19 protein-coding genes and 1 riboswitch are annotated in these 25811 nt (G+C 65.3%); of the genes, 13 read left to right on the top strand and 6 right to left on the bottom strand.

Annotation, left to right across the window (positions count from 1 at the left end):
* Nucleotides 1-5: 5 nt before the first annotated feature.
* On the top strand, nt 6-977 hold the full coding sequence (gene cbiB, locus OU993_RS08645) for an adenosylcobinamide-phosphate synthase CbiB (RefSeq protein WP_268156213.1): 972 nt from the start codon (nt 6-8) through the stop codon (nt 975-977).
* Here the strand turns inward: cbiB and OU993_RS08640 are convergent.
* Both OU993_RS08640 and cobO read right to left on the bottom strand, forming a co-directional pair.
* Nucleotides 961-2430, bottom strand: coding sequence for a cobyric acid synthase (locus OU993_RS08640; RefSeq protein WP_268156211.1), 1470 nt, complete (start codon nt 2428-2430; stop codon nt 961-963). The genes cbiB and OU993_RS08640 overlap by 17 nt on opposite strands.
* Nucleotides 2430-3044, bottom strand: a complete 615-nt coding sequence (gene cobO / locus OU993_RS08635) for a cob(I)yrinic acid a,c-diamide adenosyltransferase (RefSeq protein ID WP_268156209.1) — start codon at nt 3042-3044, stop codon at nt 2430-2432. The genes OU993_RS08640 and cobO overlap by 1 nt, the downstream gene beginning before the upstream one ends.
* Before the next feature lie 91 nt (nt 3045-3135).
* Nucleotides 3136-3363, top strand: a riboswitch (cobalamin riboswitch).
* Nucleotides 3364-3423: 60 nt separating this feature from the next.
* Between cobO and OU993_RS08630 the strand changes: the two genes are divergently transcribed.
* From OU993_RS08630 to OU993_RS08600, 7 genes are read left to right on the top strand one after another with little or no spacing between them, the layout of a single operon-like run.
* Complete coding sequence (locus tag OU993_RS08630; protein ID WP_268156207.1) at nt 3424-3888, top strand: DUF1636 family protein; 465 nt, start codon at nt 3424-3426, stop codon at nt 3886-3888.
* Between the two features lie 12 nt (nt 3889-3900).
* The gene (gene cobW / locus OU993_RS08625; protein ID WP_268156205.1) at nt 3901-4938 is read left to right on the top strand and encodes a cobalamin biosynthesis protein CobW; all 1038 of its coding nucleotides are present in this window, start codon (nt 3901-3903) and stop codon (nt 4936-4938) included.
* Nucleotides 4938-8309 carry a cobaltochelatase subunit CobN gene (cobN, locus tag OU993_RS08620; RefSeq protein ID WP_268156204.1) on the top strand — a complete coding sequence of 1124 codons (3372 nt, stop codon included), beginning with the start codon at nt 4938-4940 and terminating at the stop codon, nt 8307-8309. The genes cobW and cobN overlap by 1 nt, the downstream gene beginning before the upstream one ends.
* On the top strand, nt 8306-9640 hold the full coding sequence (cobG, locus tag OU993_RS08615) for a precorrin-3B synthase (protein WP_268156203.1): 1335 nt from the start codon (nt 8306-8308) through the stop codon (nt 9638-9640). Before cobN ends, cobG begins: the two co-directional genes overlap by 4 nt.
* A gap of 9 nt (nt 9641-9649) precedes the next feature.
* The gene (locus OU993_RS08610) at nt 9650-10282 is read left to right on the top strand and encodes a precorrin-8X methylmutase (RefSeq protein ID WP_215567164.1); all 633 of its coding nucleotides are present in this window, start codon (nt 9650-9652) and stop codon (nt 10280-10282) included.
* Nucleotides 10283-10287: 5 nt separating this feature from the next.
* Nucleotides 10288-11034: a precorrin-2 C(20)-methyltransferase gene (locus OU993_RS08605; RefSeq protein WP_268157598.1), complete on the top strand. Its 747-nt coding sequence runs from the start codon at nt 10288-10290 to the stop codon at nt 11032-11034.
* Complete coding sequence (locus OU993_RS08600) at nt 11031-11804, top strand: precorrin-3B C(17)-methyltransferase (protein ID WP_268156201.1); 774 nt, start codon at nt 11031-11033, stop codon at nt 11802-11804. The genes OU993_RS08605 and OU993_RS08600 overlap by 4 nt, the downstream gene beginning before the upstream one ends.
* Here OU993_RS08600 and OU993_RS08595 read toward each other — a convergent pair.
* A complete protein-coding gene (locus OU993_RS08595) occupies nt 11759-12535 on the bottom strand; it encodes a cobalt-precorrin-6A reductase (RefSeq protein ID WP_268156200.1) in 777 nt (258 codons plus the stop codon). The two genes, OU993_RS08600 and OU993_RS08595, sit on opposite strands and share 46 nt — an antisense overlap.
* Nucleotide 12536: 1 nt before the next feature.
* Between OU993_RS08595 and cbiE the strand changes: the two genes are divergently transcribed.
* From cbiE to cobM, 3 genes are read left to right on the top strand one after another with little or no spacing between them, the layout of a single operon-like run.
* Nucleotides 12537-13784 (top strand): precorrin-6y C5,15-methyltransferase (decarboxylating) subunit CbiE, encoded by a 1248-nt coding sequence (gene cbiE / locus OU993_RS08590; RefSeq protein WP_268156198.1) that lies wholly within the window; start codon nt 12537-12539, stop codon nt 13782-13784.
* 4 nt (nt 13785-13788) lie between these two features.
* A complete protein-coding gene (locus OU993_RS08585; RefSeq protein WP_268156197.1) occupies nt 13789-14187 on the top strand; it encodes a cobalamin biosynthesis protein in 399 nt (132 codons plus the stop codon).
* Nucleotides 14184-14957 (top strand): precorrin-4 C(11)-methyltransferase, encoded by a 774-nt coding sequence (cobM, locus tag OU993_RS08580; protein ID WP_268156196.1) that lies wholly within the window; start codon nt 14184-14186, stop codon nt 14955-14957. The genes OU993_RS08585 and cobM overlap by 4 nt, the downstream gene beginning before the upstream one ends.
* On the opposite strand, the gene OU993_RS08575 is transcribed toward cobM, so the two are convergent.
* Entirely contained in the window at nt 14912-16057 is a 1146-nt protein-coding gene (locus OU993_RS08575; protein ID WP_268157596.1) for a cobalt-precorrin-5B (C(1))-methyltransferase, read from the bottom strand. The genes cobM and OU993_RS08575 overlap by 46 nt on opposite strands.
* A 53-nt stretch (nt 16058-16110) precedes the next feature.
* Here OU993_RS08575 and cobA point away from each other — a divergent pair, with 53 nt between their 5' ends.
* Together cobA and OU993_RS08565 are read left to right on the top strand one after the other, a co-directional pair.
* Complete coding sequence (cobA, locus tag OU993_RS08570; RefSeq protein ID WP_268156194.1) at nt 16111-16902, top strand: uroporphyrinogen-III C-methyltransferase; 792 nt, start codon at nt 16111-16113, stop codon at nt 16900-16902.
* Entirely contained in the window at nt 16899-18215 is a 1317-nt protein-coding gene (locus OU993_RS08565; RefSeq protein ID WP_268156192.1) for a cobyrinate a,c-diamide synthase, read from the top strand. Before cobA ends, OU993_RS08565 begins: the two co-directional genes overlap by 4 nt.
* Nucleotides 18216-18218: 3 nt before the next feature.
* Here the strand turns inward: OU993_RS08565 and pbpC are convergent, their stop codons facing one another.
* On the bottom strand, nt 18219-20303 hold the full coding sequence (gene pbpC / locus OU993_RS08560; RefSeq protein ID WP_268156190.1) for a penicillin-binding protein 1C: 2085 nt from the start codon (nt 20301-20303) through the stop codon (nt 18219-18221).
* Between the two features lie 6 nt (nt 20304-20309).
* Entirely contained in the window at nt 20310-25766 is a 5457-nt protein-coding gene (locus OU993_RS08555) for an alpha-2-macroglobulin family protein (protein WP_268156188.1), read from the bottom strand.
* Between the last annotated feature and the right edge of the window lie 45 nt (nt 25767-25811).

The following is a 25811-nucleotide window of genomic DNA, read 5'->3' as shown; positions in this document are numbered from 1 at the left end:
CGTCCATGGCCTTCTCTCTCGCCTTCCTTGCGCTCGTTATTGAACGGCTTGTCGGTTATCCGCAATGGCTCGTGGATCGGATTGGCCATCCGGTCATATGGATCGGGACGCTGATCGACCGGCTGGAACGGCGACTGAACCGGCTGGACCTGGATTTTGCCACACGCCGGCGAAACGGCGTAATCGCCTTTGTGCTGCTGATTCTGGCGACGCTCACCGCGTCCGTCGTCATCGAGCGTTCCGTGCTCTGGTTGCCTTTCGGCCTCATCGTACTCGCCGTGCTCTCTTCCAGCCTCCTGGCCCAGAAAAGCCTGGAAAGCCACGTCCGTGCCGTGGCCGAGGGGCTGGAAACCGGCGGATTGGAGGCGGGCCGCAAGGCCGTCTCCATGATTGTCGGACGTGATCCGGACCAGTTGGACGAAGCGGGCGTGAGCCGGGCCGCGATCGAAAGCCTCGCCGAAAACTTCTCCGATGGCATCACGGCGCCGGCCCTCTGGCTGGGACTCCTCGGCCTGCCGGGTGCCGCGCTCTACAAGGCGACGAACACCGCCGACAGCATGATCGGCCACAAGAACGCCCGCTACGGCGCCTTCGGCTGGGCCGCGGCGAGATTCGATGATCTCGTCAACCTGCCAGCCTCGCGGCTGACCGCACTGCTCTTCGTCGCTGCCGCCTGCCTGGTGCCCGGCGCCTCGCCGCGCAATGCCTGGGTCGCCGTGCGCCGCGATGCGGGCAAGCACAAGTCGCCGAACGCCGGCTGGCCTGAGGCCGCCATGGCCGGCGCCTTGGGGCTCGGCCTTGCCGGGCCGCGCGTCTATAGCGGGGTCCTGGTGCAGGATCACGTTATGGGCGAAGGGGGACGCCGGGAGGCGACGGCCGCCGATATTCGCCGGGCGCTCAGCCTCTCACGGGTGGCAGACCTGCTGCTGATCGTGCTGTTCGGCCTGCTGGCGGACGGCTTTATCGCGCTATGGTAAGCAACCGGTCGAGATCGAGATGGCGCTCGAGATGCGCCGCCAGCCGGTCGAGCACCTCTTCCACGCCCTGCTCGTAGTCGAGCCGCGAGACCTCGCCGCCGAGCCGCGTCAGCCAGGCGGAGCGCTGCCGGTCATCGGCAAACAGGCCGTGCACATAGGTGCCGGAAACGAGGCCCGAGACGGAGACCGCCCCTTCCGCCCGCCCGGCTATGATCGCGAAGGACCGGGCGCAATCCGACCCGGACGTTTCTCCGACATGCATTTCATAGCCGGCAAAGGAACTTCCGTCCGACGTCTCACCCGTGACCGCCTCCAGGTGCTTGTCGCCCGTCAGCCGCGTCTGAACATCCAGGAGCCCGAGCCCCGCTTCGACGGCACCGGCCGGGCCCTCGATCCCGTCCGGGTCTGCCACGCTCTTTCCCAGCATCTGATAGCCGCCACAAAGGCCGAGCACCGGTTTTCCGCGGCGCAGATGCGCGGCGATATCGATATCGAAGCCGGCGCCCTTCAGCGCCCTGAGGTCGGCAATCGTCGCCTTCGACCCGAGCAGAAGGATGAGATCGGCATCCGCCGGCAGCACGCCGCCCGGGCGCACCCGAATGAGTTCCACGGATGGCTCCGCATCCAGCGGGTCGAGATCGTCGAAGTTGGAGACATGCGGCAGGATCGGCACGGCAATGCGGATCTTGGCACAGGTCTTTACCGGGGGGGCGGCATTCAGTGCCAGCGCATCTTCCGCCGGCAGCCGCACCGCCTCGGCAAAATGCGGCAACAGACCGATCGGCGACCAACCCGTAAATCCTTCGACCATCCGCATACCCTCGTCGAACAGGCTCGGATCGCCGCGGAACCGGTTGACGATGAAACCGCGGATCATGGCCGCGTCTTCCGGGTCCAGCACCGTCTTGGTGCCGGCAAGGCTGGCAATCACGCCGCCGCGGTCGATATCGCCGATCAGCACCACCGGAACATCGGCGGCACGGGCAAACCCCATATTGGCGATATCGTTGCGGCGAAGGTTGACCTCCGAGGCACTGCCGGCGCCTTCCACCAGCACCAGATCGGCAGCCGACTTCAGACGCTCGAAACTCTCCAGCACCCGCGGCATCAGGCGAGCCTTGATCTCCTGGTATTCGGCGGCCCTGGCATTGCCTTCCACTTTGCCCTGCACGACCAGTTGCGCACCCACCTCGCTTTGCGGCTTGAGCAGGACCGGGTTCATATGGACCGACAGAGCGGCGCGCGCCGCACGCGCCTGCAGCGCCTGCGCCCGGCCGATCTCGCCACCATCGGCGGTGACGGCGGCATTGTTCGACATGTTCTGCGGCTTGAACGGCAGCACCGTCAGCCCGCGCAGGGTAAAGGCACGTGCCAGGCCCGCGACGATCAACGACTTGCCAACATCGGAGCCGGTGCCTTGGAACATCAAGGCTTTGGCGGGCTTGCCTGTCATCAGAACTCGATCCCGGCCTGCGCCTTCACGCCGGCCTTGAAATGGTGTTTTACCAACGTCATCTCGGTCACCATGTCGGCAGCCTCGATCAGCGCCGGCTTGGCATTGCGCCCAGTCACGATGACATGCAAATCGTCGCGGCGCGCACCGAGATCGGCAAGCACAGTTTCGAGATCGAGGTAATCATAACGCAGGGCGATGTTGAGTTCGTCGAGAATGAGAAGGCCGACATCCGGCAGCGCCATCATCTCCTTCGCCTTCTCCCAGGCCCGTTCGGCGGCGGCCACGTCGCGCTTCAGGTCCTGCGTGTCCCAGGTAAATCCCTCGCCCATGGTGTGCCAGAGCACGCGATCGCCAAAGGCTTCCAGCGCCACGCGCTCGCCCGTATCCCACGCGCCCTTGATGAACTGCACCACCGCGACCGTTCGCCCATGCCCCAGCATGCGCAGCGCAAGGCCGAAGGCGGCCGTCGACTTGCCCTTGCCCGGCCCGGTATTGACGATCAGCAGCCCTTTCTCGATGGTTTTGGACGCGACTTCCGCATCCTGCACCGCCTTGCGGTTTTCCATCTTGCGGCGGTGACGGTCTGCCACGCTCTCGTCGATCTCCTTCAAGGGGCCTCTCCTAGGGTCGTTTATCGAGCGCCGGACTATAGTCGAAAGCGGACCCGCGGCAATGCGGCATTGACACGGGCTCCGCCAAACGCATAGTGAACCCTGCAACGGTCTTTCCCCGGCAACGGGAAAGCTAAGAGGGAACGTGGTGCGGTTTTAGACCTAAACCACGGCTGCCCCCGCAACTGTAAGCGGCCCCCGCCTTGGATGAAGAGGCGGAACGTCCGGCGCGAAATGCCACTGAAGCGCGAACTTCGGGAAGGCGGCGTCCGGGACACAAACCGCGAGCCAGGAGACCTGCCGTTGAGGAAGGAAAGTCCAGCCGGGCGGGGTGCTCCGGAAGGGACGTTTTTGAACCATGCGGATCCTCTGATCCGTCGTGGCAGCACCCCGTTACGATCAACAGGCGGGGTGGATTTTGGATCTCTCGGCACGACACGAAAAGCGGCAGACCGATGCGGACACGACACCGCGTGTCATCATCCATGTCTGCGAAACCTGCCGCAGCGGCACAGAAGCGGCCGATGCGCCCCGCGACGGCGCAATCCTGACTGCGCGGGCAAAGGCACTGTCTGCGGAAGGTGTCGAGATCCGCGCCGTTGCCTGCCTCGCCAACTGCAAACGTGCGCTGAGCGCCAGCATCCAGAGCGCGGACGGCTGGTCCTATGTGTTTGGCGACCTGACTGTGGATTCAGCAGAAGACCTGCTCGAAGGCGCCCGCCTGCTTGAGGCATCCGCCGATGGCCTGATGCCTTGGAAAGGCCGCCCCGACATGCTGAAGCGCGGCATGATTGCCCGCATGCCGCCTCTGCACCCTATTTTGCATTCGACGAACAAGACTTGAAGGACCGCCATCATGACCCAATCGCTCAACCGCGTGCCCTGCACCGTCGTCACCGGCTTTCTCGGCGCCGGCAAGACGACGCTGCTGCGCAATGCGCTCCAGACCATTCAGGGCAAGCGGCTTGCCGTGATCGTCAACGAATTCGGCGATGTCGGGATCGATGGCGAGATCCTCAAAAGCTGCGGTATCGAAAACTGCCCGGAAGACAATATCATCGAGCTCGCGAATGGCTGCATCTGCTGCACGGTCGCCGATGACTTCGTGCCGGCGATCGACAAGATCCTCGCAATGGAACCGAAGGTCGATCATATCCTGATCGAAACCTCCGGCCTTGCCCTGCCGAAGCCGCTCGTCCAAGCCTTCCAGTGGCCGAGCGTGAAAAGCCGCGTCACCGTCGATGGCGTCATTGCCGTGGTGGACGGTCTGGCGCTCGCCGAGGGCCGCGTTGCCGATGACCTGGAGGCGCTCGCCGCCCAGCGCGCCGAGGATCAGTCGCTCGATCACGACAATCCGGTGGAAGAGGTTTTCGAGGACCAGATCGCCTGCGCCGATCTCGTCATCCTCACCAAGGCGGATCTGCTGGATGCCGCCGGCCTCGACAAGGCCCGCGCCCATGTGGAAGACCACCTGCCGCGCGCCGTGCGCATTGTGAATGCGGAAAATGGCGCAATCGACCCGGCGATCTTCATCGGACTTGGCCTTGCGGTGGAGGACGACATCGAAAACCGCAAGACCCACCACGATGATGAGCTGGATCACGAACACGACGATTTCGACAGCTTCGTGCTGGATATCCCAGCCATCGCAAGCCCGGAAGCGCTCAGCCAGCGCATCCAGGATGTGACGGACGCGGAAAAGGTACTGCGCATCAAGGGGTATGTGGAAGTGGCCGGCAAACCGATGCGGCTTCTGGTGCAGGCCGTCGGCCCGCGCGTGAACCATTATTTCGATCGTCCCTGGGGAACGGATGAAACCCGTCGTTCGCGCCTCGTCGTGATCGGCGAAAAGGGCATCGACGCCGAAAAGATCGGCAGACTGCTGGCCGCCTGATGCACATCCTCGCCACCACATCCTCGTCGCTCGACGACCTGATCGAGCCGGTCGATCTGAACCAGAAGCCGGGCGATGTGGTGGTGCTGTCCTTTACCGACAGCGACCTGAACGGCATTGCGGGCGCCTGGGGAAGGCTTCAGTCCAACCCGCTTTCGCTCAGGCTCGCCCAGCTGTCCGATCTCCGCCATCCCATGTCGGTCGATCTGTGGCTCGACAAGGTGGCGCGCCACGCCAGACTGATCCTCGTACGCGTGCTCGGCGGTTATGACCGCTGGCGTTACGGCGTGGACGAACTGGCAAGGCTGGCGCGGCAGCACAACATTCCCCTCTACCTCCTGCCCGGCGAATGCAGCGAGCGCGATGAGCGACTGGAAGCCGCCTCGACCGTTGATTTTCATGAAATCCAGGCAGTTCTCGCGCTGTTTCGCGCCGGCGGGCCGGACAATCTCGACCGGCTCGTTGGCCGGCTCTGCACCAGGCTGCGCGGCGAGCAGGACATTCCCCTTCCGGCTGCACTCGATGTGCCGAAGCTGGGGTTTTATCGGCCGGAAGCGGGTATCGTTTCGCTGGACGAGGCGTTGAAGGCGCGCGGGGAAAAATCGCTTCTGCCGCTTCTCTTCTACCGCTCCATGCTGCTGGCAAGCGATATCGCGCCCATCGACACCTTGACGCGGGCGCTTGAAGAGCGCGGCCATGGCGTTCTGCCGGTTTTCGTGCCGGGTCTCAAGGAGGCCGCGGTCCTGTCCGAGCTGCGCGATACGCTCGCCCCCTTGCAGCCGGTCGCCCTCATCGCCACGACCGCCTTTGCCAGCAATGCCGACCTCGACGGAGAAACGCTGTTCGATGCACTGGGCGTTCCGGTGTTCCAGGCGGTGATTGCCACCACCAAACGGCAAGCCTGGGCAGAGAGCCGGCGCGGGCTAGGTCCTTCCGATCTCGCAATGCATGTGGTGCTGCCGGAACTGGATGGACGCATTCTGGCCGGCACGCTCTCCTTCAAGGCCGAGCGAGAGACTGCCGCCGAATCCGGCTTCACCGGTTTTGCCAACCGCCCGGAACCCGACCGCGTCGAAGCCACCGCCGAGCGTATCGCAAAACATCTCCACCTCTACGCCACGCCGAAAGTGGCACGCCGGCTCGCCATCCTGATGCCGGATTATCCAGGCGCCGATGGCCGCACCGGTTATGCGGTCGGGCTCGACGTGCCGGAAAGCGTGCTGCAGATGCTGCGCGACCTGAAATCCGAGGGCTATCAGGTCTCGGACATCCCCGACACGGCCGCCGAGCTGATGGACCGTCTGCTGCGCCGGACAGAAACCATGAGCGTGACCGATTACGAGGCCGCGCTGCAAACCCTGCCCGACGAGGCTAAGAAGGGAATTGTTTCCACCTGGGGCGACCCCTTAGCCGACGAAGGACAACAGGGCGGCGTCTTTTCTTTCCGCGCCGTGCGTTTCGGAAACGTCACCGTGGCTTTGGCGCCGGATCGCGGCCGGGAAGCCGATCGCCGCACCGATTACCACGATCCGGCGCGTCCGCCGCGCCATGCGCTTGTGGCCTTCGGCGCCTTCCTGCAGCAAAAGCTTCGAAGCCAGGCCATCATCCATGTCGGCGCGCATGGCACGCTGGAATGGTTGCCGGGCAAGACGGTGGCGTTGTCGAAAGACTGCTTTCCGGAAATCGTCACCGGCAATCTGCCGGTGATCTATCCCTTCATCGTCTCCAATCCCGGCGAGGCGGCAGTGGCCAAACGGCGGATTGCGGCGCTGACGATCGGCCATCTGCCACCGGTTCTGGTAAGCGCCGGCCTGTCGCCGGCCCAGCAGCGCCTGGAACTGCTGGTCGATGAATATGCCCAGGCCGATGGGCTCGACCGACGACGCCGCGACCGCCTCGCAAAACTCATCGTGGAAACAGCGGAAGACACCGGGCTTGCATCGGAAGTCGGCATTTCCCGCGACGAGGACCCCGATGCGGCGCTTGCCCGCATCGACGCCTTTCTCTGCGACCTCAAGGATTTCGCCATCAAGGACGGCCAGCATGTGTTTGGCCGGTCAGATGCCGGAGAAGAGGATCCGCTGCGGCTGCAGAGTGCCGAAGCCGAGCGCGCGGCCCTTTTCGCAGCACTCGACGGGCACCATATCCGCCCCGGCCCCTCCGGCGCCCCGGCCCGCGGACGCCTCGACGTGCTGCCGACCGGCCGCAATCTTTACGCCTCCGACCCGCGCACCATGCCAACGCCGACCGCCTTTGAGCTGGGGAAGCTTGCCGCCGACGAGGTGATCCGCCGTTATATGCAGGATCATGGCGACTGGCCGAAAAGCCTGGTGATCGACCTCTGGGGCAGCGCCACGCTGCGTAGCGGCGGCGAGGAAGTGGCGCAGGGACTGGCTCTGATGGGCGCTCGTCCCGTGCAGGATGCCGCGACCGGCCGGGTGACCGGCATCGAGGTTCTGGCACCCGCGCAGCTCGGCCGCCCCCGCGTCGATGTGACTTTCCGGATTTCCGGCCTGTTCCGCGACATGTTCCCCTCGCTGATTGCGCTTCTCGATGCCGCAACCCGCTCCATCGCCGCGCGCGAGGAGGCCGACGGCGACAATCCGCTGGCCGAAACAGCCCGCAGCGAAGGCAGCGTCCCGGCCCGCATCTTCGGTTCGGCCCCCGGCACCTATGGCGCCGGCATTGAGGAAAAGCTCTCCTCCGGCGACTGGCAGGCGCGGGACGAACTCGGCCGTGCCTATCTCTCGATGACCAGCCATGCCTTTGGCGGCGCCGATGGCGAAGGTTACGAAGCAGGCGAGGCTTTTGCCGAGCGCATCCGCGCCGCAGATCTTCTCGTGCACACGGGCGACGATCCGGGCCGCGACCTGCTGGATGGGTCGGGAGATGTCGCCTTTATCGGCGGGTTTGCCGCAGCCCTTGCAGCACTCGGCGGCAAGGCCGACCTGATTGCGCTGGACACCACCGATCCACAGAAACCTCGCGCCCGCTCGGTGACGGAAGCCGTGACGCGTGTGGTGCGGGCCCGCGCCATCAATCCGCGCTTCATCTCCGGCCAGATGCGCCACGGCCCACGGGGCGCGGCGGAATTTGCCGAAACGGTGGACCGGCTGGTCGGTTTTGCCGAAACCACCAATGCCGTGCCGCACAGCCTGATCGAGGCCGTCTTCGATGCCTATGTGGCCGATGAACGGGTGCGCGATTTTGTGCTGGAGCAGAACCCGGAAGCGGCGCGTGCCATTGCCGAACGGCTGATGTCGGCCCGCCGCCGGGGCCTCTGGCAGCCACGCCGCAATTCGGTCGATCGCGATCTCGAACTCCTGCACGGGTTCGCCCAGGCGAAAGCGCGAAGGAGGGCACGGCGATGAGTGCCGTCCCGACGCTTTCCACCGCCTCCATGGCCCGCGGCGCCTGCCCGGCGCTTGATGCCCCTATGCTGACCGGCGACGGTTATTTGTCGCGCATCGCGCTGGTCGATGCCATCTCGCCCAGAGAGCTCGCGGCGCTCTGCGCCCTGTCGGAGCGCCACGGCAATGGCATGATCGATATCTCCGCCCGCGGCAATCTGCAGCTCCGCGGCCTGACGCCGACCTCGGCGGCCGCGCTGGAGGCGGACGTGCGCCGTCTCGCCCTGCCGCTGCGTGAAGGTCTTGCGGTGGAATGGTCGCCGCTCGCGGGTCTCGATCCCACGGCAGATGTCGACCCGCGACCACTCGGCCTGGAGATCATGGCCCGTGCGCAAGACCTGCGCGGGAGCCTGGCACCCAAGCTTTCCGTGGTCATCGAGAGCTGCGGCCTGATCCGGCTCGATGACCTGCTGGCCGACATCCGGCTGGTGGCGACCGAAAACGATGGCCGCACGGGATGGCATATCCGCCTCGGCGGCACCGCACGACAGGGTCGTGCGATCGGTTTTGTGCAGGAGGACCGGGCGGCGGACTGTGTGGCGGCGCTGCTGTCTCACCTTGCTGCCCTCGGCCCCCGCACCCGTGGCCGCGATATCGATCCGGCAGGCCTGCCCAAAATGGTTTCCCATGCGCTGGAAGCCTCGACACCTCAACTCTTGTCCCCCCATCGCGACGCCTTCGGCCTCCTCGACTTGAAGGACGGGAAGGGTGCGCTCCGTGTCGCCCTGCCCTTTGGTCAGATCCAGTCCCGGCAGCTTTCAGCCTTTGCGGATCATGCCAGACGATGCGGCATCGAAAGTGTCAGGCCGGCCGCCGAACACACGCTGCTGGCTTTCGGGTCACGGCAGGCCTGCTCGGCGCTGCAGGCGGCGGCAAAGACCCATGGCTTCATCACCGATCAACACGATCCGCTGCGCCAGATCGATGCCTGTCCCGGCGCGCCGTCCTGCCAGTCGGCGCGTCTGGACACCCATGCGCTGGGCCGCCTTGCCACCGAAGAGGCAGGCGAGCTTTTCGACGGTTCGCTCAGCCTGCATCTCTCCGGCTGCCTGAAGGCCTGTGCTCATCCCACCGCCGCCACCCTGGTTTTTGCCGGCACCGACGACGCAACACATCTTGTCATCGACGGCAAAACCACCGATACCCCCGCCAAACGGCTTTTCCCCCAAACGGAAGCTGCGGCTCTCTCCGCCCTTTCCGCGCTGATGCGTCAGGAACGCCAGCCGGGTGAAACGAGCCGTGACTGTCTGCGACGCCTGGGTCCCGAGCGGATCGCGGCGGCGCTTGCCTGAAGGATCATGATGACGACGTACGACTATATCCGCGAGGGCGATGCGATCTACGCCAAATCCTTCGCCATCATCCGCGCGGAGGCGGATCTTTCCCGCTTCAGCGAGGAGGAGGCGGATGTCGCGATCCGCATGATCCATGCGTGTGGCCTGGTGGAGGCCGCCAGCCAGTTCGAATTCTCTCCCGGTTTCGTCAGCGCCGCTCGTGCGGCGCTTCTCGCCGGAAAGCCGATCTTCTGCGATGCGCAGATGGTGGCGCATGGCGTCACCCGCGCCCGCCTTCCGGCGCAGAACGAGGTGATCTGCACACTGCGTGACCCGCAGGTGCCGGACCTGGCGAAGAAGGTCGGCAATACCCGATCCGCCGCGGCCATGGAGCTCTGGACGGAGAGACTGGAAGGCTCGGTGGTTGCCATCGGCAATGCGCCGACCGCCCTCTTCTACCTGCTCGAAATGCTGGACCGTGGCTGCCCGAAGCCGGCGGCGATCATCGGCATGCCGGTCGGTTTCGTCGGCGCTGCGGAAAGCAAGGAGGCGCTGGCGGAAAGTCGACACGGCATTCCCTACGCAATTGTCAAAGGCCGCATGGGCGGCTCGGCCATGACGGCAGCCGCCGTCAATGCGTTGGCGAGGGCCGGCCTGTGAGTGAGATGTCCCCCGGCAAGCTCTATGGCGTCGGCACCGGCCCCGGTGATCCGGAGCTTCTGACGCTGAAAGCCGTCAAAGCGCTGAATGCCGCCGATGTGCTGGCCTTTTTTGCCAAGCGCGGTGCCCGCGGCAATGGCCGCACCATCGTCGAGACCCATGTTCGGGCCGATATCCTCGAACTGCCGCTCGTCTATCCGGTGACGGTGGAGGAGGACAAGGAAAGCGACAGCTACAAACGCGCCATCGACGGCTTCTTTGACCAGTCGGCGGCGGACATCGCGGTCCACCTTCAGGCCGGACGTAATGTCGCGGTCTTGAGCGAAGGCGATCCGCTGTTTTACGGCTCCTACATGCACCTGCATCTGCGGCTTGCGCCGCATTTTCCGGCGGAAGTCATTCCGGGCGTCACCGCCATGTCCGGCTGCTGGTCGCTCGCCGGCCTGCCGCTGGTCCAGGGGGACGATATCCTGAGCGTGTTGCCCGGCACATTGCCGGAAGAGGCGCTGACGGCGCGGCTTGCCGGCACCGATGGCGCGGTGATCATGAAGGTTGGCCGCAACCTGCCAAAGATCCGCCGCGCGCTCGCCGCCACGGGAAAACTCGACGGCGCGATCTATGTGGAGCGCGGCACCATGCCGACCGGCCACGCCATGCCGCTGTGTCAACGCGACGAAACCATGCCCGCCCCTTACTTTTCGCTGGTGCTGGTGCCCGGCTGGAAGGGCCGCCCGCAGGGAGTGCCGGCATGACGGGCAAACTCACCGTTGTCGGTCTCGGCCCCGGCAGCCCACAACAGGTGACCCCGGAAGCGCTCGCCGCTGTTGCGGAAGCCAGCGATTTCTTCGGTTACGGCCCCTATGTGGACAGGCTGGAGCTTAGGCCAGACCAGCGCCGCCACGCCTCCGACAATCGCGAGGAACTTTCCCGCGCCAGTGCCGCCCTGACGCTTGCGGCGCTTGGGGAAAAGGTCTGTGTCGTCTCCGGTGGCGATCCCGGCGTCTTTGCCATGGCGGCTGCCGTGTGTGAGGCAATCGACAGTGGCCCCTCCGCGTGGCGCACCGTCGAATTCTCCGTCGTGCCGGGCGTCACCGCCATGCTGTCGGTCGCGGCAAAGGCCGGCGCACCGCTGGGGCATGATTTCTGCGCCATCTCGCTCTCCGACAATCTGAAACCCTGGGCGGTGATCGAAAAGCGGCTGATTGCGGCGGCAGAGGCAGGCTTCGTCATGGCTTTCTACAATCCGGTCAGCAAGGCCCGGCCCCACCAGCTGGCAGAGGCCTTCGATATCCTGCGCGCCCATCTGCCGGGCACGGTTCCGGTGATTTTCGGTCGCGCCGCCGGTCGTCCCGACGAGAGGATTGTCGTCGTGCCGCTATCGGAGGCGCGGTCTGACATGGCCGATATGGCGACCTGCATCATCGTCGGATCGACGGAAACGCGACTGATCAAACGCGAGGGCAACCGTCCGCTCGTCTATTCGCCGCGGTCCTGGGGCAAGACCTCCGCTGGAAAGGCCTGATCCACATGGGACACGAGGTCATCCACCGTCTGAAAGGCGAGAACGTCCGGCAGAACCGGGCGGCGGATCATGATGACTGCGATGCCCAGCGCCCGCGCGGCGGCAATTTTGCCGTAGCTTGCCGTGCCCCCGGAATTCTTGCAAACGATGGCCTCGATGCCGTGGCCGGTCAGAAGCGCCCGCTCGTCCGCCTCCTCGAAGGGACCACGGGCCGTCAGATAGGTCACCGTGGGCAGAACGAGCGGCGGTTCGACGGCATCGACGCTGCGCACGAGATACGCATGCTGCGGCGCCGCCTCGAAGGGCAGCAGTTCCTGGCGGCCAAGCGCCAGAAAAGCCCGGCGCGGCGGCTCTCCGAGAGCGGCAACCGCCGACTCGACGCTGTCCACCTCCCGCCAGCGGTCACCCGCCTGCCGCTCCCAGCCGGGACGGCGCAGCGCAATCAACGGAACGCCGGTGAGAGCGGCCGCCCGTGCGGCATTGGCGGAGATTTTTGCTGCATACGGATGCGTAGCATCGATCAGCAGGTCGAACCCGTGCTCCGTCAGGTAACGGCCAAGACCTTCCGCCCCGCCGAAGCCGCCGATGCGCACCGGAACCGGCTGGCGGACCGGCGCTTTCGTGCGGCCGGCCATGGACAGTTCCAGCCGAAAACGGCCGGTTTCGCCGAGGCGTTCCGCCAGTTGCCGGGCTTCCGTCGTGCCGCCCAGAATGAGAATGGAGGCGTTCATCATGGCTCCTGAATCATCCACCCCTCTTCTAAACGGCCAGCCCTGGTTGTCCATCGTCGGCATTGGCGAAGATGGCCTGGCCGGGCTTGGCGAGTTGGCACGACAGGCCATTACCGAGGCAGACTTCGTCTTCGGCGGCAAACGCCATCTGGAATTGGCGGGAACTGCCATCCGGGGCGAGTCCAAGCCCTGGCCGCAGCCCTTCGACAGCGCCATGCAGGCGGTTCTGACGCTCAAGGGCTACAAGGTCTGCGTTCTGGCTTCCGGCGACCCGTTCTTTTTCGGCGTCGGCGTGACGCTGGCGCGCCAGCTGTCAAAACAGGATTATCGCGTTTATCCTGCCCCTTCCGCCTTTTCGCTCGCCGCCTCCCGGCTCGGCTGGGCCCTGCAGGAAATCGAGACCGTCTCGCTGCATGGCCGCGCGCTCGATCTCATCCGCCCCCTGCTGCATCCGGGCCGCAAGGTGATTGCCTTGACCTCCGATGCCGACGGGCCGGCGCAACTGGCAAAACTTCTGACGAAGACCGGTTTTGGCAGCAGCCGGCTGACAGTTCTCGAAGCACTCGGCGGCACCCGGGAAGCGATACGTTCAACCCTGGCCCGCGATTTTTCCCTTTCCGAAGTCGACCCACTGAATGTGGTGGCCCTTGAGGTGCAGTCAGAGGCTACAGCCCGCGTTCTGCCCTTGGGGTTCGGCCTCCCCGACGACCTCTTCGAGCATGACGGCCAGATCACCAAACGCGAGATCCGCGCGGTGACGCTTTCGGCGCTCGCCCCCCGCCGCGGCGAGTTGTTGTGGGATATCGGTGCGGGCTCCGGCTCCATCGGCATCGAATGGATGCTGGCGCATCCCTCCATGCAGGCAATGGCCATCGAGCATCGCAGTGAAAGGGCGGCCCGTATCCGCCGCAATGCGCAAAACTTCGGCGTGCCCGCACTGCAGCTCATCGAAGGCAGGGCGCCGGACGCGCTCGCCGGACTGCCCGAGCCCGACGCCATCTTCATCGGCGGTGGCGGAAGCGGCGACGGCGTGCTGCAGGCCGCGCTGACAGCGCTGAAACCCGGTGGCCGGCTCGTTGCCAATGCCGTCACGCTGGAGATGGAGCAGATTCTGCTGAACGCCCATAGCCAATGGGGTGGCAGCCTGACGCGGCTGTCCATCGACCGCGCCGAACCGGTGGGCCGGATGACCGGCTGGCGCCCTGCCATGCCCGTCACACAATGGATTTTTTCAAAGCCAGAGGATTGAACCCATGATGATTGCCGGAATCGGATGCCGTCGCGGCACCAGTGCAGAGGTCGTAATGGCCGTGCTTGAAGAGGCCCTCGCCGCCGCCGGCAAGGCGGGAGATCGTCCCGCCAAGCTGGCCACCGGCACGCTGAAGGCCGATGAGGTGGGGCTTCTGGACGCCGCAAAGCGTCTTGGACTCGATCTCGCCATCCTCTCCGACGCGGAGATGGACGCCGTCTCCGACCGCACGCTCACCGTCTCGCCGCACAGTGTCGGCCATGCCGGCGTCTCCAGTTTCTGCGAAGCGGCAGCCCTGGCCGCCGGCGGTGCTTCCGCAAAACTTCTCGGCCCCCGCCACGTCTCGCAGGGCGTCACCTGCGCGCTGGCCATCGTTGAAGATCACATCGAGGACGCCGCATGACGGTTCATTTCATCGGCGCTGGCCCCGGTGCCGCCGATCTGATTACGGTGCGTGGGCGCGATCTGATCGCCCGCTGCCCGGTCTGCCTTTATGCCGGCTCCATCGTGCCGCGCGAACTCTTGGACTATTGCCCGGCAGGTGCACGCATCATCGACACGGCCTCGCTCTCCCTCGATGAGATTGAGGCCGAATATCTGCGCGCGCACGAAGCGGGGCAGGACATCGCCCGCCTGCATTCCGGCGATCTTTCCGTCTGGAGCGCGGTCGCCGAACAGATGCGCCGGCTCGATCGGCTCGGCATCGATTACACGCTGACCCCCGGCGTGCCATCGTTCGCGGCGGCGGCGGCGGCGCTGAAGCGCGAACTGACGATCCCGGAAGTGGCGCAAAGCCTGATCCTGACCCGCGTCTCTGGCCGTGCCTCGAAAATGCCGGAGCGGGAGACGCTGGAAAATTTCGCGGCAACCGGATCAACACTCGCCATCCATCTCGCCATCCACGCGCTGGACAAGATCGTTGCGGATCTGACGCCGCATTACGGCGCCGACTGCCCCGTCGCGATCGTGGTCAAAGCCAGCTGGCCGGATGAAAAGATCCTGCGCGGCACGCTTTCGACTATCGCCGCTGAGGTGGCCGCCGAACCGATCGAGCGCACGGCGCTGATCTTTGTCGGTCCTGGCCTGAAAGCCGAGGATTTTCGCGAAAGCGCGCTTTACAGCACCGATTACGTGCGCCGCTTCCGCTCGCCCAAGGAAAAGGACGAGGCATGATGCGAGGGGGTGAAGGGCGCTTCGCCAACGAGTTTGCCCTCGCGGTCGAAGATCAGGATCTCGAGCGCGATCGCCTCGTTGCGCAAGGCTCCCGCCGCCGTCTGCCAGGCACGCGCCGCGATGCGATTGCCGAGATCAAGGCCCTCACTCTCCGCGAGCTGGAAGGCCTGCGCCACCGTGTTCGCCTGACCGATCGCGCCGATGAGGCTGTCGCTTGCACCGGCCTCGCGCGCGACGGCGGCCAGCGCCTCCAGATCCGCGAGGCCACGTTTGGAATGCACGTCCAGCATGCCCTGCGACAGCTTGGTGATCTTGGCGACACCACCGGCCACCGTGACCTTCGGAACGGGATGTTTACGCAGATATTTCAGCATGCCGCCGACGAAATCGCCCATGTCGAGCAGCGCAGTCTCCGGCAGGGCGTGATGCGCCTGCACGGCCTTTTCCGTCGTCATGCCGGTGGAACCGGCAACATGGTCGAGCCCCTCCGCCCGCGCCACGTCGATTCCGCGCCAGATGGAATGGATCCAGGCCGAGCAGGAAAACGGGATGACAATGCCCGTCGTGCCGAGCACCGACAGGCCGCCGACAATGCCAAGGCGCGGGTTGAGCGTCTTCTGCGCCAGCGCCTCGCCTCCCGGAATGGAAATCTCGACGTCGAAATCCGCGCGCTCGCCCGCCACCTCGGTGATCGCCTGCGCAATCATCTGGCGGGGCACCGGGTTGATGGCAGGTTCGCCCGGGGCAATGGGAAGTCCGGGGCGGGTCACCATGCCGACGCCTGTGCCGGCAAAAAACCGGATGCCGGCGCCGGGAGAACCGTGCCGCAGCGTGGCGATGACCAACGCGCCGTGCGTGACATCCGGATCATCACCGGCATCCTTGACGATCCCGGCGCGGGCAAAACCCTCCCCCTGTTCCTCCAGCGCCAGAACAAAACCCGGCCGCTGGCCGCCGGGCAGCGTCACCTCGACGAGATCGGGAAAACCGTAACCGGTGAGCGCCAGGCAGGCAGCCTTGGCCGCCGCCGCCGCACAGGTGCCGGTGGTCCAGCCGCGCCGCAGGTCTTTTGCCGTCTCGTTTCCGATTTCCACTTCCATACGCGTTTCTATACCGGTGACACGGTCTTGCGTCATCGGCAAAAGGCATCCGCATGACAAACCCTGCCTTCGAACTTCTGGCTGAACGCCTGCCCGCCTTTCATCCGGGCCATGTGTGGCTGGCCGGCGCCGGTCCCGGCGATCCGCGCTACCTGACGCTGGAAGTGCTGGATGCGCTCGGCAAGGCCGATATCCTGGTGCATGACGCGCTGGTCTCCGACGAGGTGCTGAGTTTCGCACCTCAGGCCGAGGTGATCTATGCCGGCAAGCGCGGCGGCAAGCCGTCTACCGCGCAGGAAGACATCACGCTCTCCCTCATTCGCCTGTCGCGGCAGGGCAAACGCGTGCTGCGCCTGAAGGGCGGCGACCCGTTCATCTTCGGGCGGGGTGGCGAAGAGGCCGAGGCGCTGGCAAACGCCGGCATCCCGTTCCGTATCCTGCCCGGCATGACTTCTGCACTCGCAGCCCTTGCCTCCACTCGCATTCCGGCCACCATGCGCGGTTTGAGCAAGGCGATCACGCTGGCAACCGGCCATGCCGCCGGCGAAGCGGACGATCTCGATTGGGCCGCGCTGGCGAGCACCGGGGAACCGATCGTCGTTTATATGGGCCTGAAGAACCTCGCCACCATCACAAGGCTGCTGATCGAGGGTGGCCGTGCGGCGGAAACGCCGGCGGCGATCATCATGGCGGCAACCACGAAAGAGGAACGGCTGCTGACGGCGACGCTCGGCACGCTTGCCACGGAAGCCGAACGGCAGGGTTTTGCCGCTCCTGCCCTGATCGTCATCGGTGAGATCGTCCGCATGCGCGGGCTGCTGGTCCCACAGGAGGCGGCCGGATGACAAAGGCGCTCATCATCGGCGCGCCGCGCTCCGGCTCCGGCAAGACCAGCGTCACCATCGGCCTGTTGCGCGCATTCGCGAGGCGCGGCATCAGGGTACGCGGCATCAAGTCCGGCCCGGATTACATCGATCCCGGCTTTCACCACGCCGCCACCGGCATCGAGGGCCTGAACCTCGACAGCTGGGCCATGCAGCCGGAACTGGTCCAGAATCTTCTGGCCGGGGCGGCGGATGGCACAGATCTGCTCATCATCGAAAGCGCCATGGGCCTGTTCGATGGGATTTCGGGCGGCGAGGGCCGCACCGGTTCGGCCGCCGATCTGTCCCGGCTGCTCGGCATTCCGGTGCTGCTGGTGCTCGATGTCTCCGGCCAGAGCCAGACGGCAGCCGCGGTCGCGGTCGGTTTCCGGCATTACGATCCGGCCGTCCGCATGGCGGGGGTCGTGCTGAACCGCGCCGGCAGCGAACGGCATGTGCGGCTGTCGAAGGCGGCAATCGAAGCGGCAGGCCTGGACGTTGTCGGCGCCGTCCTGCGCAATGGCGAACTGTCATTGCCCGAACGGCATCTGGGCCTGGTGCAGGCAAGCGAACATCCGGCCATCCAAAACCATATCGACCGTCTGGCCGATGTGATGGAGACCTCACTCGATCTCGATCACATCCTCTCGCTGGCAACAGAGATTGCGCCTCAGTCGGGCTCGACGGCAGCCCATCTGCCTCCGTCCGGCCAGCGCATCGCCATTGCCTCGGATGCCGCCTTCACCTTTCTTTATCCGCATCTCGGCCGCCACTGGCGCTCGGTGGGCGCGGAGCTCGTGCCCTTTTCGCCGCTTGCCAACGAGGCGCCGCCAAACGCCTGCGATGCCTGCTGGCTGCCCGGCGGTTATCCGGAGCTTTTTGCCGCAACGCTTGCCGCCGCAGACCATTTCCGCAACGGCTTGGCCCGGTTTGCCGAAACGCGGCCGGTGCATGGCGAGTGCGGCGGTTACATGGTGCTGGGCGAGGGCCTGGAGGATGCCGAGGGGAACCGCCATGCGATGACCGGTCTGCTCTCGCATTCCACCAGTTTCGCCACCCGCAAGATGAATCTCGGTTATCGCCAGGCGAAGCTTCTCGCGGAAGGCCCGATGGGCAAGACGGGCGACGTGATCCGCGGCCACGAATTCCATTACGCGCGCGTGACGGATGCCGGCCACGACGAGGCCTTTGCCGAGATTGCCGATGGCACCGGCACGCCGATCGGCCGATCCGGCGGCAGGCGCGGCCTCGTCACCGGGACGTTCTTCCATGCCATTGCCCGCGTCACGGGCTGAACCTCACTCGACAAAGACCCGCACGGTCGCCGCCCGCCCCACGGCATCGATCACCGTCAGCGTCGAATAACCGGCGCCATCCGGCACCCATTCGGAAATCCGCTTGCGCGACAGATCCGGCAGAGGTTTGCCATTGGCAAGCCAGCGGAAGGGCGCGCGCCCGCCCTGCAGTTTCAGCACCAGCGGCGAGATCTCTGCGCCGGCGCGCGCGCCAAGATCCACCCGCGCCCCTTCCGGCGGGTAGACGATCTGTGGCGCCGGTTCACGCGTCGATGAACGCACCAGACCAGTCGACGTGACGGCATAACGGCGCTGGCCGATCGGCAGGTCGGAGAGTGCCAGCCGCTGCGCACCGGGCGGCGCAGAGGGGTGCGGGCTCACCGCCACGCCGGAGCGGGAAAAGGCCTCGAACAGGATGGGTGCCGCCGTGCCATAACCGGTGATGCCCGGCACCGCGCCATTGTCCGGCCGGCCGACCCAGACGCCCAGCACATATCGTCCGTCATAGCCAACCGACCAGGCATCACGATAGCCATAACTCGTGCCGGTCTTGTAGGCGATGCCGAGCTTGCGCGCGCCCTGCGGCGGCAGCACATCGGAGAGCACATCCGTGACGTTCCAGACGGCGACGGGATCGAGCAGCGGCTGGGCCGGTTCGCGGCTCGGCACCTCGTGCACGCCATCCCCCAGCAGCACCGGCCAGCCCTCATTGGCAAGGCCCGCATAAAGCTGCACCAGTTCCTTGAGCGTCAAGCCCACCCCGCCAAGCCCGATCGCCAGACCCGGCGCCTCGCCCGCCGGCAGGATGGGACGAACCTCCGCACGGCGGAAGCGCACCATCAGTTTTGCCGGACCGACGCCCTCCAGCAGCCGGACCGCCGGCACGTTGAGCGACAATTGCAGCGCCTGCCGCACGCTCACATCGCCCTGATAACTCATGTCGAAATTGCGCGGGCGGTAACCGGAGAAATCCGAGGGCCGATCCTCGATGATGGTCTCCTGCGCCACCAGCCCATCCTCGAAGGCAAGACCGTAGATGAAGGGTTTCAGCGTCGAGCCCGGCGAGCGCGGCACGCGTGTCATGTCGATCCAGCCGGAGCGGGAGGCGTCGAAATAGTCAGCCGACCCCACCGCACCGACGATTTCACCGGTGGTCGAATCCGCCATGATCATCGCCAGCGATGTTTTCGGCGGCAGGCTGGACACGACCGATGTGGCGACTGATTCCAGCCCTTCCTGGATCGGCTTCCGGAGCGTTGTTGTATGCCGGATGTCAGTGGGCGCCTTGCGCAGCGCGGCTTCTGCCAGATGGGCTGCGAGTGCGGGCAATTGCCGCCGCTCCCGCGGCACGGAAACGAGCGTCGCCCGCTCCACCTCGCCTTCACCCACCGCCGCAGACACCTGTTCGCGGCTCAGCACCCGCTGCCGGGCCGCCCGTGCCACCTCGGGAAAACGATCCGGCCGCCGGGCTTCCGGCGATTGTGGCAGGGCGACCAGAAGTGCCGCCTCCGCCACCGACAGCCGTTTTGGCTCCTTGCCGAAATAGGCAAGACTTGCCGCCCTCACCCCTTCCAGATTGCCGCCATAGGGCGCCAGCGTCAGGTAAAGGTCGAGGATTTCCGCCTTCGACAGCCGCCGTTCGATCTGCAGGGCACGCGCCATTTGTTTCAGCTTGGCCAGAACCGAGCGGCTGTCGCGCGGTTCGATCAGCCGCGCCACCTGCATGGAGAGCGTCGAGGCGCCGGAGACGATCCGGCCATGGGTTGCGAACTGATAGGCGGCCCGCAACACCGCCTGCGGATCGACCCCGCCATGCGCATAAAAACGCCGGTCCTCGTAGGCGATCAGCATGCGTAAAAACTGCGGATCGACATCGGCGGCACCGGTCTTCAGGCGCCAGAACCCATCCTTCGTGGCAAAGGCGCGCAACAGACGCCCCTCCGCATCGAAGACCTCTGCAGAGACCTGAGAGGCCTGTGCCAGAGGCGGCGGAAAGGCCCGGTCGGCGGCATCAAGGGCAAACAGGCCGGTGGTTGCCAGGATCGCAATCCCACCGAACCCGATCAGCCCTTTCAGCCAGATCCGCATCGCCCCTTACTGCGCCTCGCGCACCTGCATGCGCCCGGTCGCCGTGCGGGCCGACAATTGCGGACGATACATGTCCTCCACGTAAGCCGCCGGATGCTCATAGGTGCCGGGGGTGACCGCCCGCACGACATAAGCGAAGGAGAATTCGCGATTGTCGCCGGCATTACGGTCGAAGGCCGCCACGAACCGGTCGTTGCGGAATTCCGTATGCGCCGCCTGCACCTCGCCGATCCATTCGAAATTGGACAGCTCCGCACTGTTGACGAGGTTCGGGTTGTCGATCTCGAAACCGGCCGGCAGCAGGTCCTGCACGAGAATACGCGAGGCCCAGTCATTGCTTTCGTTGACAGTCAGCACCACCACGTAACGCTCGTTCTGCGCCACCTCGCTGACGCTGACTTCCTCGCCATCCATCGTGTAATAGGCACGCGTGATGGCAAAACCGTCGCCGCCAGCGGCAAGCGGTGTCGTGGGCGCAGCAACCGTGGTCACCACCGCCGAGACCGGATCATTCGAGCGGTTCGTCAGCGTCACCGGCTTCTGCAACAGGGCATCGCCCGTCATGCGGCTGGCATAACGGCCGGCCTGCGGCGCACCGTTCACCTCCACCTTCAGGCTTTCATCCCCCTGCTGCAGCGCGCGCGCCGCGAGCAGCATCCAGGCCTGTTCCTGCGTGCTCGTATATTTCTTGTTGCGCCACGCCTTCGCCACCACCGGTGAGAGCTGCGGCACGATCGCCGGCACCGGCCGGCTTTCGGCGGCAAGCGCCAGCACCGCCGCCCCATCGCGCAGAAGCGAACCATAATCAGACCGCGACAGGCTGACCGGCTGCACAACCGATTGCTCGGTCATCTGCAGCGCCGCGTTGAACACCGTCTTGGAACGCTGGGCATCACCATACAGCGCCAGCGCTGCGCCGAGATGGGCCTTGGACATCGGCGTCGGGAAGTCTGAGAGCATCGTATCGGCATAATAGCGCAGATCGCTGATCGAGGCCTTACGGTTGCGCGCCAGAACGTAGAGCGCATAGGCAATCTGGCTACCCTGGTCCTTCACGTTGACATCATAGGCAAGCGCGTTCTGCAGATTGTTCAGCGCCTGCACCAGCGCCTGTTCCGGCACGTCGTACCCTTGCTCGCGGGCGCGCGTCAGGAAGTCGGAGACATAGGCATCGAGCCACTTGTCGCCATAACCCGGACTCCAGAGGCCGAAACTGCCGGAGGAGGACTGGTAAGACAGCACACGATAGATCGCATCCTGGACACGCTTTTTAATCTCCGTGTCATCGGCCAGCCCGTTTTGTTTTGAAAGCTCCGACAGATAAAGCAGCGGCAGGGCGCGGCTCGTCGTCTGCTCGGCGCAACCATACGGGTAACGGTCGAGTGCCATCAAAAGCGCCGGCACATCGAAATCGGCAGCACGGGTCACGCTGAGGGCAACGGAAGCACCGGCAAGCTGCGCATCCGCCAGAAGATTGCCATCCACCGTCAGGCTCTGGCCCGGTGCCAGCGCGATCACGCGCCGTTCGGTCACCGGCAGAACGGCGGGACGCACCGGAACGTAGAGCACCTGCTCCATGGCGGAGAGCCCGTTGCCGGCAAGCGTCAGGGTCACCTCGCCATCACCGGTCCGCATGCCCTTCAGCGGCAGGCGCAGGCTCTGTTTGCCGCCCGCCTCCAGCCGGATGGTGCGGCTTGCGCGCGCCGCATCGGTGGCGATCATCGCATTGGTGGCAATGTTCAGCTGGTAATCGCCCGCCGGCGCATCGGTATTGGCAATGTCGAGGCGAAGGCTCGCTTCATCGCCGGGCGCCAGGAAGCGCGGCAGGCTGGCGGTCAGCACCACCGGATCGCGGATCACCACATCCTTCGTGCCATGGCCGACACCGTTTTTGCTCCAGGCAACCGCCATCACACGCGCCGTGCCGTTGAACTGCGGAATATCGAAGGAAACCCGCGCCTTGCCGGTGGCATCGAGCTTGACGATGCCGGAGAAGAAGGCGACGAGCTTTTCCTTGGGCGGGCTGCCCTGCAGCGCAGCACTGCCACCGTCGCCGCCGGTGCGCAATCGCCCGGTGGCTCCCAACGAGCCGTCGATCAGGCGGCCATAGATATCGCGGATTTCCAGGCCTAAGCGCCGCTGGCCAAAATACCAGTTGTCCGGCGCCGGCGGTTCGTAACGGGTGAGGTTCAGGATGCCGACATCCACGGCGGCAACCGTCACATAGGCCTCTTCACCAATCCCGGCGCCGGCCACCTGCACCTCGATGGGAAGCGGCTGGCGCGGCAAGGTCTTGTCCGGCGCCGTCAGCGACACCGTCAGATCACGGGTCTCAGGATCGACCTTCAGCCAGCTAATGCCGATCGCCCGCATCGGCATGCGGCTTTCCTGCGCATTGCCGGGTCGATAGAGCGTCGCCGTGACATAGGCCCCGGCACCGAAGGCTTCCGTCACCGGGATCGACACTTCGCCGCCTTTTTCGCCGAGTGCAACGTTCTGCACGGAGATCAGCGTCTCGGCACCACTCGTGACCATCAGCTGGCCGGCATAACGCGACGAGACTTTGAGCTTCGCTGTCTCGCCCACCTTATAGCTCGATTTGTCGAGCGCGACTTCGAGTGCGTCCGGCGTCTCGGTCGAGCTGGCGGTGACGAACCAGCCGGCATCAAATTCGACGCTGCTGGCGGGGCCGTCCGCAGCCGCCGTCTCAACCTCCAGCCGGTAGCGGCCCCATTGCACCGGCACGGAAACCCGCCCGCCATTGGCGGCATCGGCAGACACCTTTCCATCCGCCACCTGGCGGGTGCGGTTGACGGCCTCGTAGCGCCAGGAACTGCCCTCGCGATACCACTGGTAATCGCGTTCGATCTTCACGAGTTTCCAGCGCAGATCGCCGGCTGCCTTGCGGGCACCGTCATCGCCGATCATGATCACGTTGAAATTGGCGACCGCGTTTTCGGCCAGATCGCCGGAAAATTCGGGCTTGATGCCGATCCGGTCGCCATCGGCGCGCACCGGCAGCGTCAGTTTGCGCTCGACGGCACGCCCGCCGCCTTCCTTCAGGCGCACCACGATATCCGCATCCGTCAGCTGCGTCGTATAGGCAAGTTCGGTCAGGCCGGCATCGAAGCTTGTCTTGCCCTCCTCGTCCAGAACCCCGAGATCCTCAAGCGGCAGGCGCTCCGCTTCGCTCGCCTCCTCATCCGCAAGGCCGAAGAAATAACCCTTGTAGGCCTCCCGCTCACGGGTGTGGCGCAGAACGATCTCGCCCTCCAGCGAAAGACCGGCCGCCGGGGCGCCATACAGGTAACGCCCATCGACGGTTACCCAGGTCTCATCGCCAACGATGATTTCCTTGGCCTCGCTCGCAAGATCGAACTCGATACGGTCCGGCACGAAATCGTCGATCAGGAACCGTTTTTCCGCAATCGCCGTACCCTTGGGATCGGTGAAGACCTGCAGCGTCCAGGTGCCGCGCATCGCGGTTGCCAGCGTCGGCAGGTCGACGGCATAACCGCCGAGCGTGCCACTGCCGGTCATGCGCCGATCCTCCACGCCATCCGGGCGCAGGAAAACGAAGGTCAGCGGCAGCGTATCGATCGCCTGAGCTTCGGTATCACGCGCCAGCAGCGCCGCATGGACCGTCTCACCCGGACGATAGATCCCGCGTTCCGTCCAGGCGTAGACATCGATCGCGCCCGGCGCCGGCCTGCCCGTCACGCCACGATCGGAAAGATCGAAGCCTGCCCGCGTCATGTCGAGGAAAACATAGTCCTCGCCGGACTTCGAGGCTGTCAGAACCGCCGGCACCATGCCGGCCGTGCCGCGGATGAGCCCGGCGCTGAAGACGGCGCGGCCATCCGCATCGGTCCTGGCGGTGCCCAGCACCTCGTTGTTCTTGGCAAGCAGTTGCAGATCAATGCCGGCCGCCGGTTCCGCCGTTGCCAGCGAACGCACGAAGACGTTCAGGCCATCGGTTCCGGCATAGGTGGAGAGGCCGAGATCGGAAACAACGAACCACTGCGTCGCCTGATTGTCCCACTCGTTGACCGTGCCGGTTCCGGCGGTCGCTGTCAGAACATAGACGCCCGGCTTGCGCTTCGGCAGCACCTCGTCCACCGGAAAACTGGTGACGACATCCTTGTTGACGTCCTGGGTAATCTCGATCGAACCCTGCCAGACCAGTTCGCCATTGTTCTCCTCGATCTGGCCGGCCGTATAACCGTCCATCTGCGTCAGGAACTGCGACTGGGCGAGCAGCGGCGCAATGTTGCGGTCACCGATCCGGTAAAGTTTAAGGTTGGCGCTGGTAGTATTAACGGAAACGAGCGGAATGCCGCGGCGCGCCGTGGATGGCAGAACAAAACTGTCACCGGTAAAGCGCACCGAGGCACTCCGGTCCTTGACATAGATGTCGAGATCGACCGTTGCCCGAAGGTCCTCGCCAACGGAGGACGGCAGGCCGCGGCGCAGCGACAGCTTGTAGCGCTCGCCATGGGTGAGACCTTCCACGCAGATCTGCTGGTCCTTGGCTTCCACCGCCTTCGGGGCGGCACCGTTCAGCGTCACGAAGCTGGAATAGTCGGCCCCGAACTTCAGGAGCTTTTCGGAAAACTGCACGCAGGCGCGCGGGCTTGCCGCATCGGCATCAACCGAATGATCGACGACGCGAAAACCCCAGCGTTCCTGCAGTTCGTTCAGCCGCGACTGCACGGTGCGCGATGCGACGAGATCGACGCTTTCGGCAAGCGCGCTGATCGCACCACGATGATTCTCCTGCGCCTCCAGCGCCTCGCCGATCTGGGCGAGCGCTTCGGCGCGCTGAGGCGCCGTGCGCGAGGCATCATAGGCGTTGATCGCGGCCAGCAGGGCCTTGGTGGTGAACTCCGCATCGCCGCGGATCGTGCCGGCGGCGCGGGCCATCTCGTTCCACAGATCGGCATCATCCGGCTCGATCGACAGAGCGCCGGTGAGGGCTGTCAGTGCAGCCGGTATATTGCCATTGACGATTTCCAGCTGCGCCAACGCCTTGAGGCTCTCCAGCCCCTGGCCCGTCATCTCGATCGGCATGCCGAGATTGTCATAGAGACTGTTCGCCTGGCCGATCACCTCGGAGGACAGGAAAGACAGCGTCGGGGGTGCGCCGAGATCCGGTTCGGCACCGGCCACCACCACCTTGCCGGCCACCGCACCGGCAAAATCATTCATCAGGCCGTAGTCGGATTTCAGAAAACACCACTTCGCCTTGACGTTGTAGGTAAAGGCGCGGCAGCTCTTGTCCTTCAGGCAGGCGGTTTCGCACTGCGCCTGCGACACGTTCTTGTCGGTCCGCAGGTCAAAGCCCGGATAATCGGAATCCTCCGAAATCTCGATCTGCCGCTGAGATTGTTGCGCCACCGCGGGTTGCCCCACGATGCCGATCGCCAAAAGCAGAGAAATCCCGAACCACGCGCGCTTAGACATCATGTCCCCCCGGAAGCTTGGCGGTATTGCGCCCAAGTTTTCTGC

The organism is Rhizobium sp. SL86, assembly GCF_026672545.1.
GTDB lineage: Bacteria > Pseudomonadota > Alphaproteobacteria > Rhizobiales > Rhizobiaceae > Neorhizobium.
The sequence above is the reverse complement of the archived record's forward strand: the minus strand, read 5'-3'. Positions and strand labels throughout refer to the sequence as shown.

What these genes read in the sequence shown, in the direction of transcription:
- cbiB (WP_268156213.1), top strand. Translation starts at nt 6, where the DNA reads ATGGCCTTCTCTCTCGCCTTCCTTGCGCTCGTTATTGAACGGCTTGTC.
- OU993_RS08640 (WP_268156211.1), bottom strand. Translation starts at nt 2,430, where the DNA reads ATGACAGGCAAGCCCGCCAAAGCCTTGATGTTCCAAGGCACCGGCTCC.
- cobW (WP_268156205.1), top strand. Translation starts at nt 3,901, where the DNA reads ATGACCCAATCGCTCAACCGCGTGCCCTGCACCGTCGTCACCGGCTTT.
- cobN (WP_268156204.1), top strand. Translation starts at nt 4,938, where the DNA reads ATGCACATCCTCGCCACCACATCCTCGTCGCTCGACGACCTGATCGAG.
- cobG (WP_268156203.1), top strand. Translation starts at nt 8,306, where the DNA reads ATGAGTGCCGTCCCGACGCTTTCCACCGCCTCCATGGCCCGCGGCGCC.
- OU993_RS08610 (WP_215567164.1), top strand. Translation starts at nt 9,650, where the DNA reads ATGACGACGTACGACTATATCCGCGAGGGCGATGCGATCTACGCCAAA.
- OU993_RS08605 (WP_268157598.1), top strand. Translation starts at nt 10,288, where the DNA reads ATGTCCCCCGGCAAGCTCTATGGCGTCGGCACCGGCCCCGGTGATCCG.
- OU993_RS08600 (WP_268156201.1), top strand. Translation starts at nt 11,031, where the DNA reads ATGACGGGCAAACTCACCGTTGTCGGTCTCGGCCCCGGCAGCCCACAA.
- OU993_RS08595 (WP_268156200.1), bottom strand. Translation starts at nt 12,535, where the DNA reads ATGAACGCCTCCATTCTCATTCTGGGCGGCACGACGGAAGCCCGGCAA.
- cbiE (WP_268156198.1), top strand. Translation starts at nt 12,537, where the DNA reads ATGGCTCCTGAATCATCCACCCCTCTTCTAAACGGCCAGCCCTGGTTG.
- OU993_RS08585 (WP_268156197.1), top strand. Translation starts at nt 13,789, where the DNA reads ATGATGATTGCCGGAATCGGATGCCGTCGCGGCACCAGTGCAGAGGTC.
- cobM (WP_268156196.1), top strand. Translation starts at nt 14,184, where the DNA reads ATGACGGTTCATTTCATCGGCGCTGGCCCCGGTGCCGCCGATCTGATT.
- OU993_RS08575 (WP_268157596.1), bottom strand. Translation starts at nt 16,057, where the DNA reads ATGGAAGTGGAAATCGGAAACGAGACGGCAAAAGACCTGCGGCGCGGC.
- cobA (WP_268156194.1), top strand. Translation starts at nt 16,111, where the DNA reads ATGACAAACCCTGCCTTCGAACTTCTGGCTGAACGCCTGCCCGCCTTT.
- OU993_RS08565 (WP_268156192.1), top strand. Translation starts at nt 16,899, where the DNA reads ATGACAAAGGCGCTCATCATCGGCGCGCCGCGCTCCGGCTCCGGCAAG.
- pbpC (WP_268156190.1), bottom strand. Translation starts at nt 20,303, where the DNA reads ATGCGGATCTGGCTGAAAGGGCTGATCGGGTTCGGTGGGATTGCGATC.
- OU993_RS08555 (WP_268156188.1), bottom strand. Translation starts at nt 25,766, where the DNA reads ATGTCTAAGCGCGCGTGGTTCGGGATTTCTCTGCTTTTGGCGATCGGC.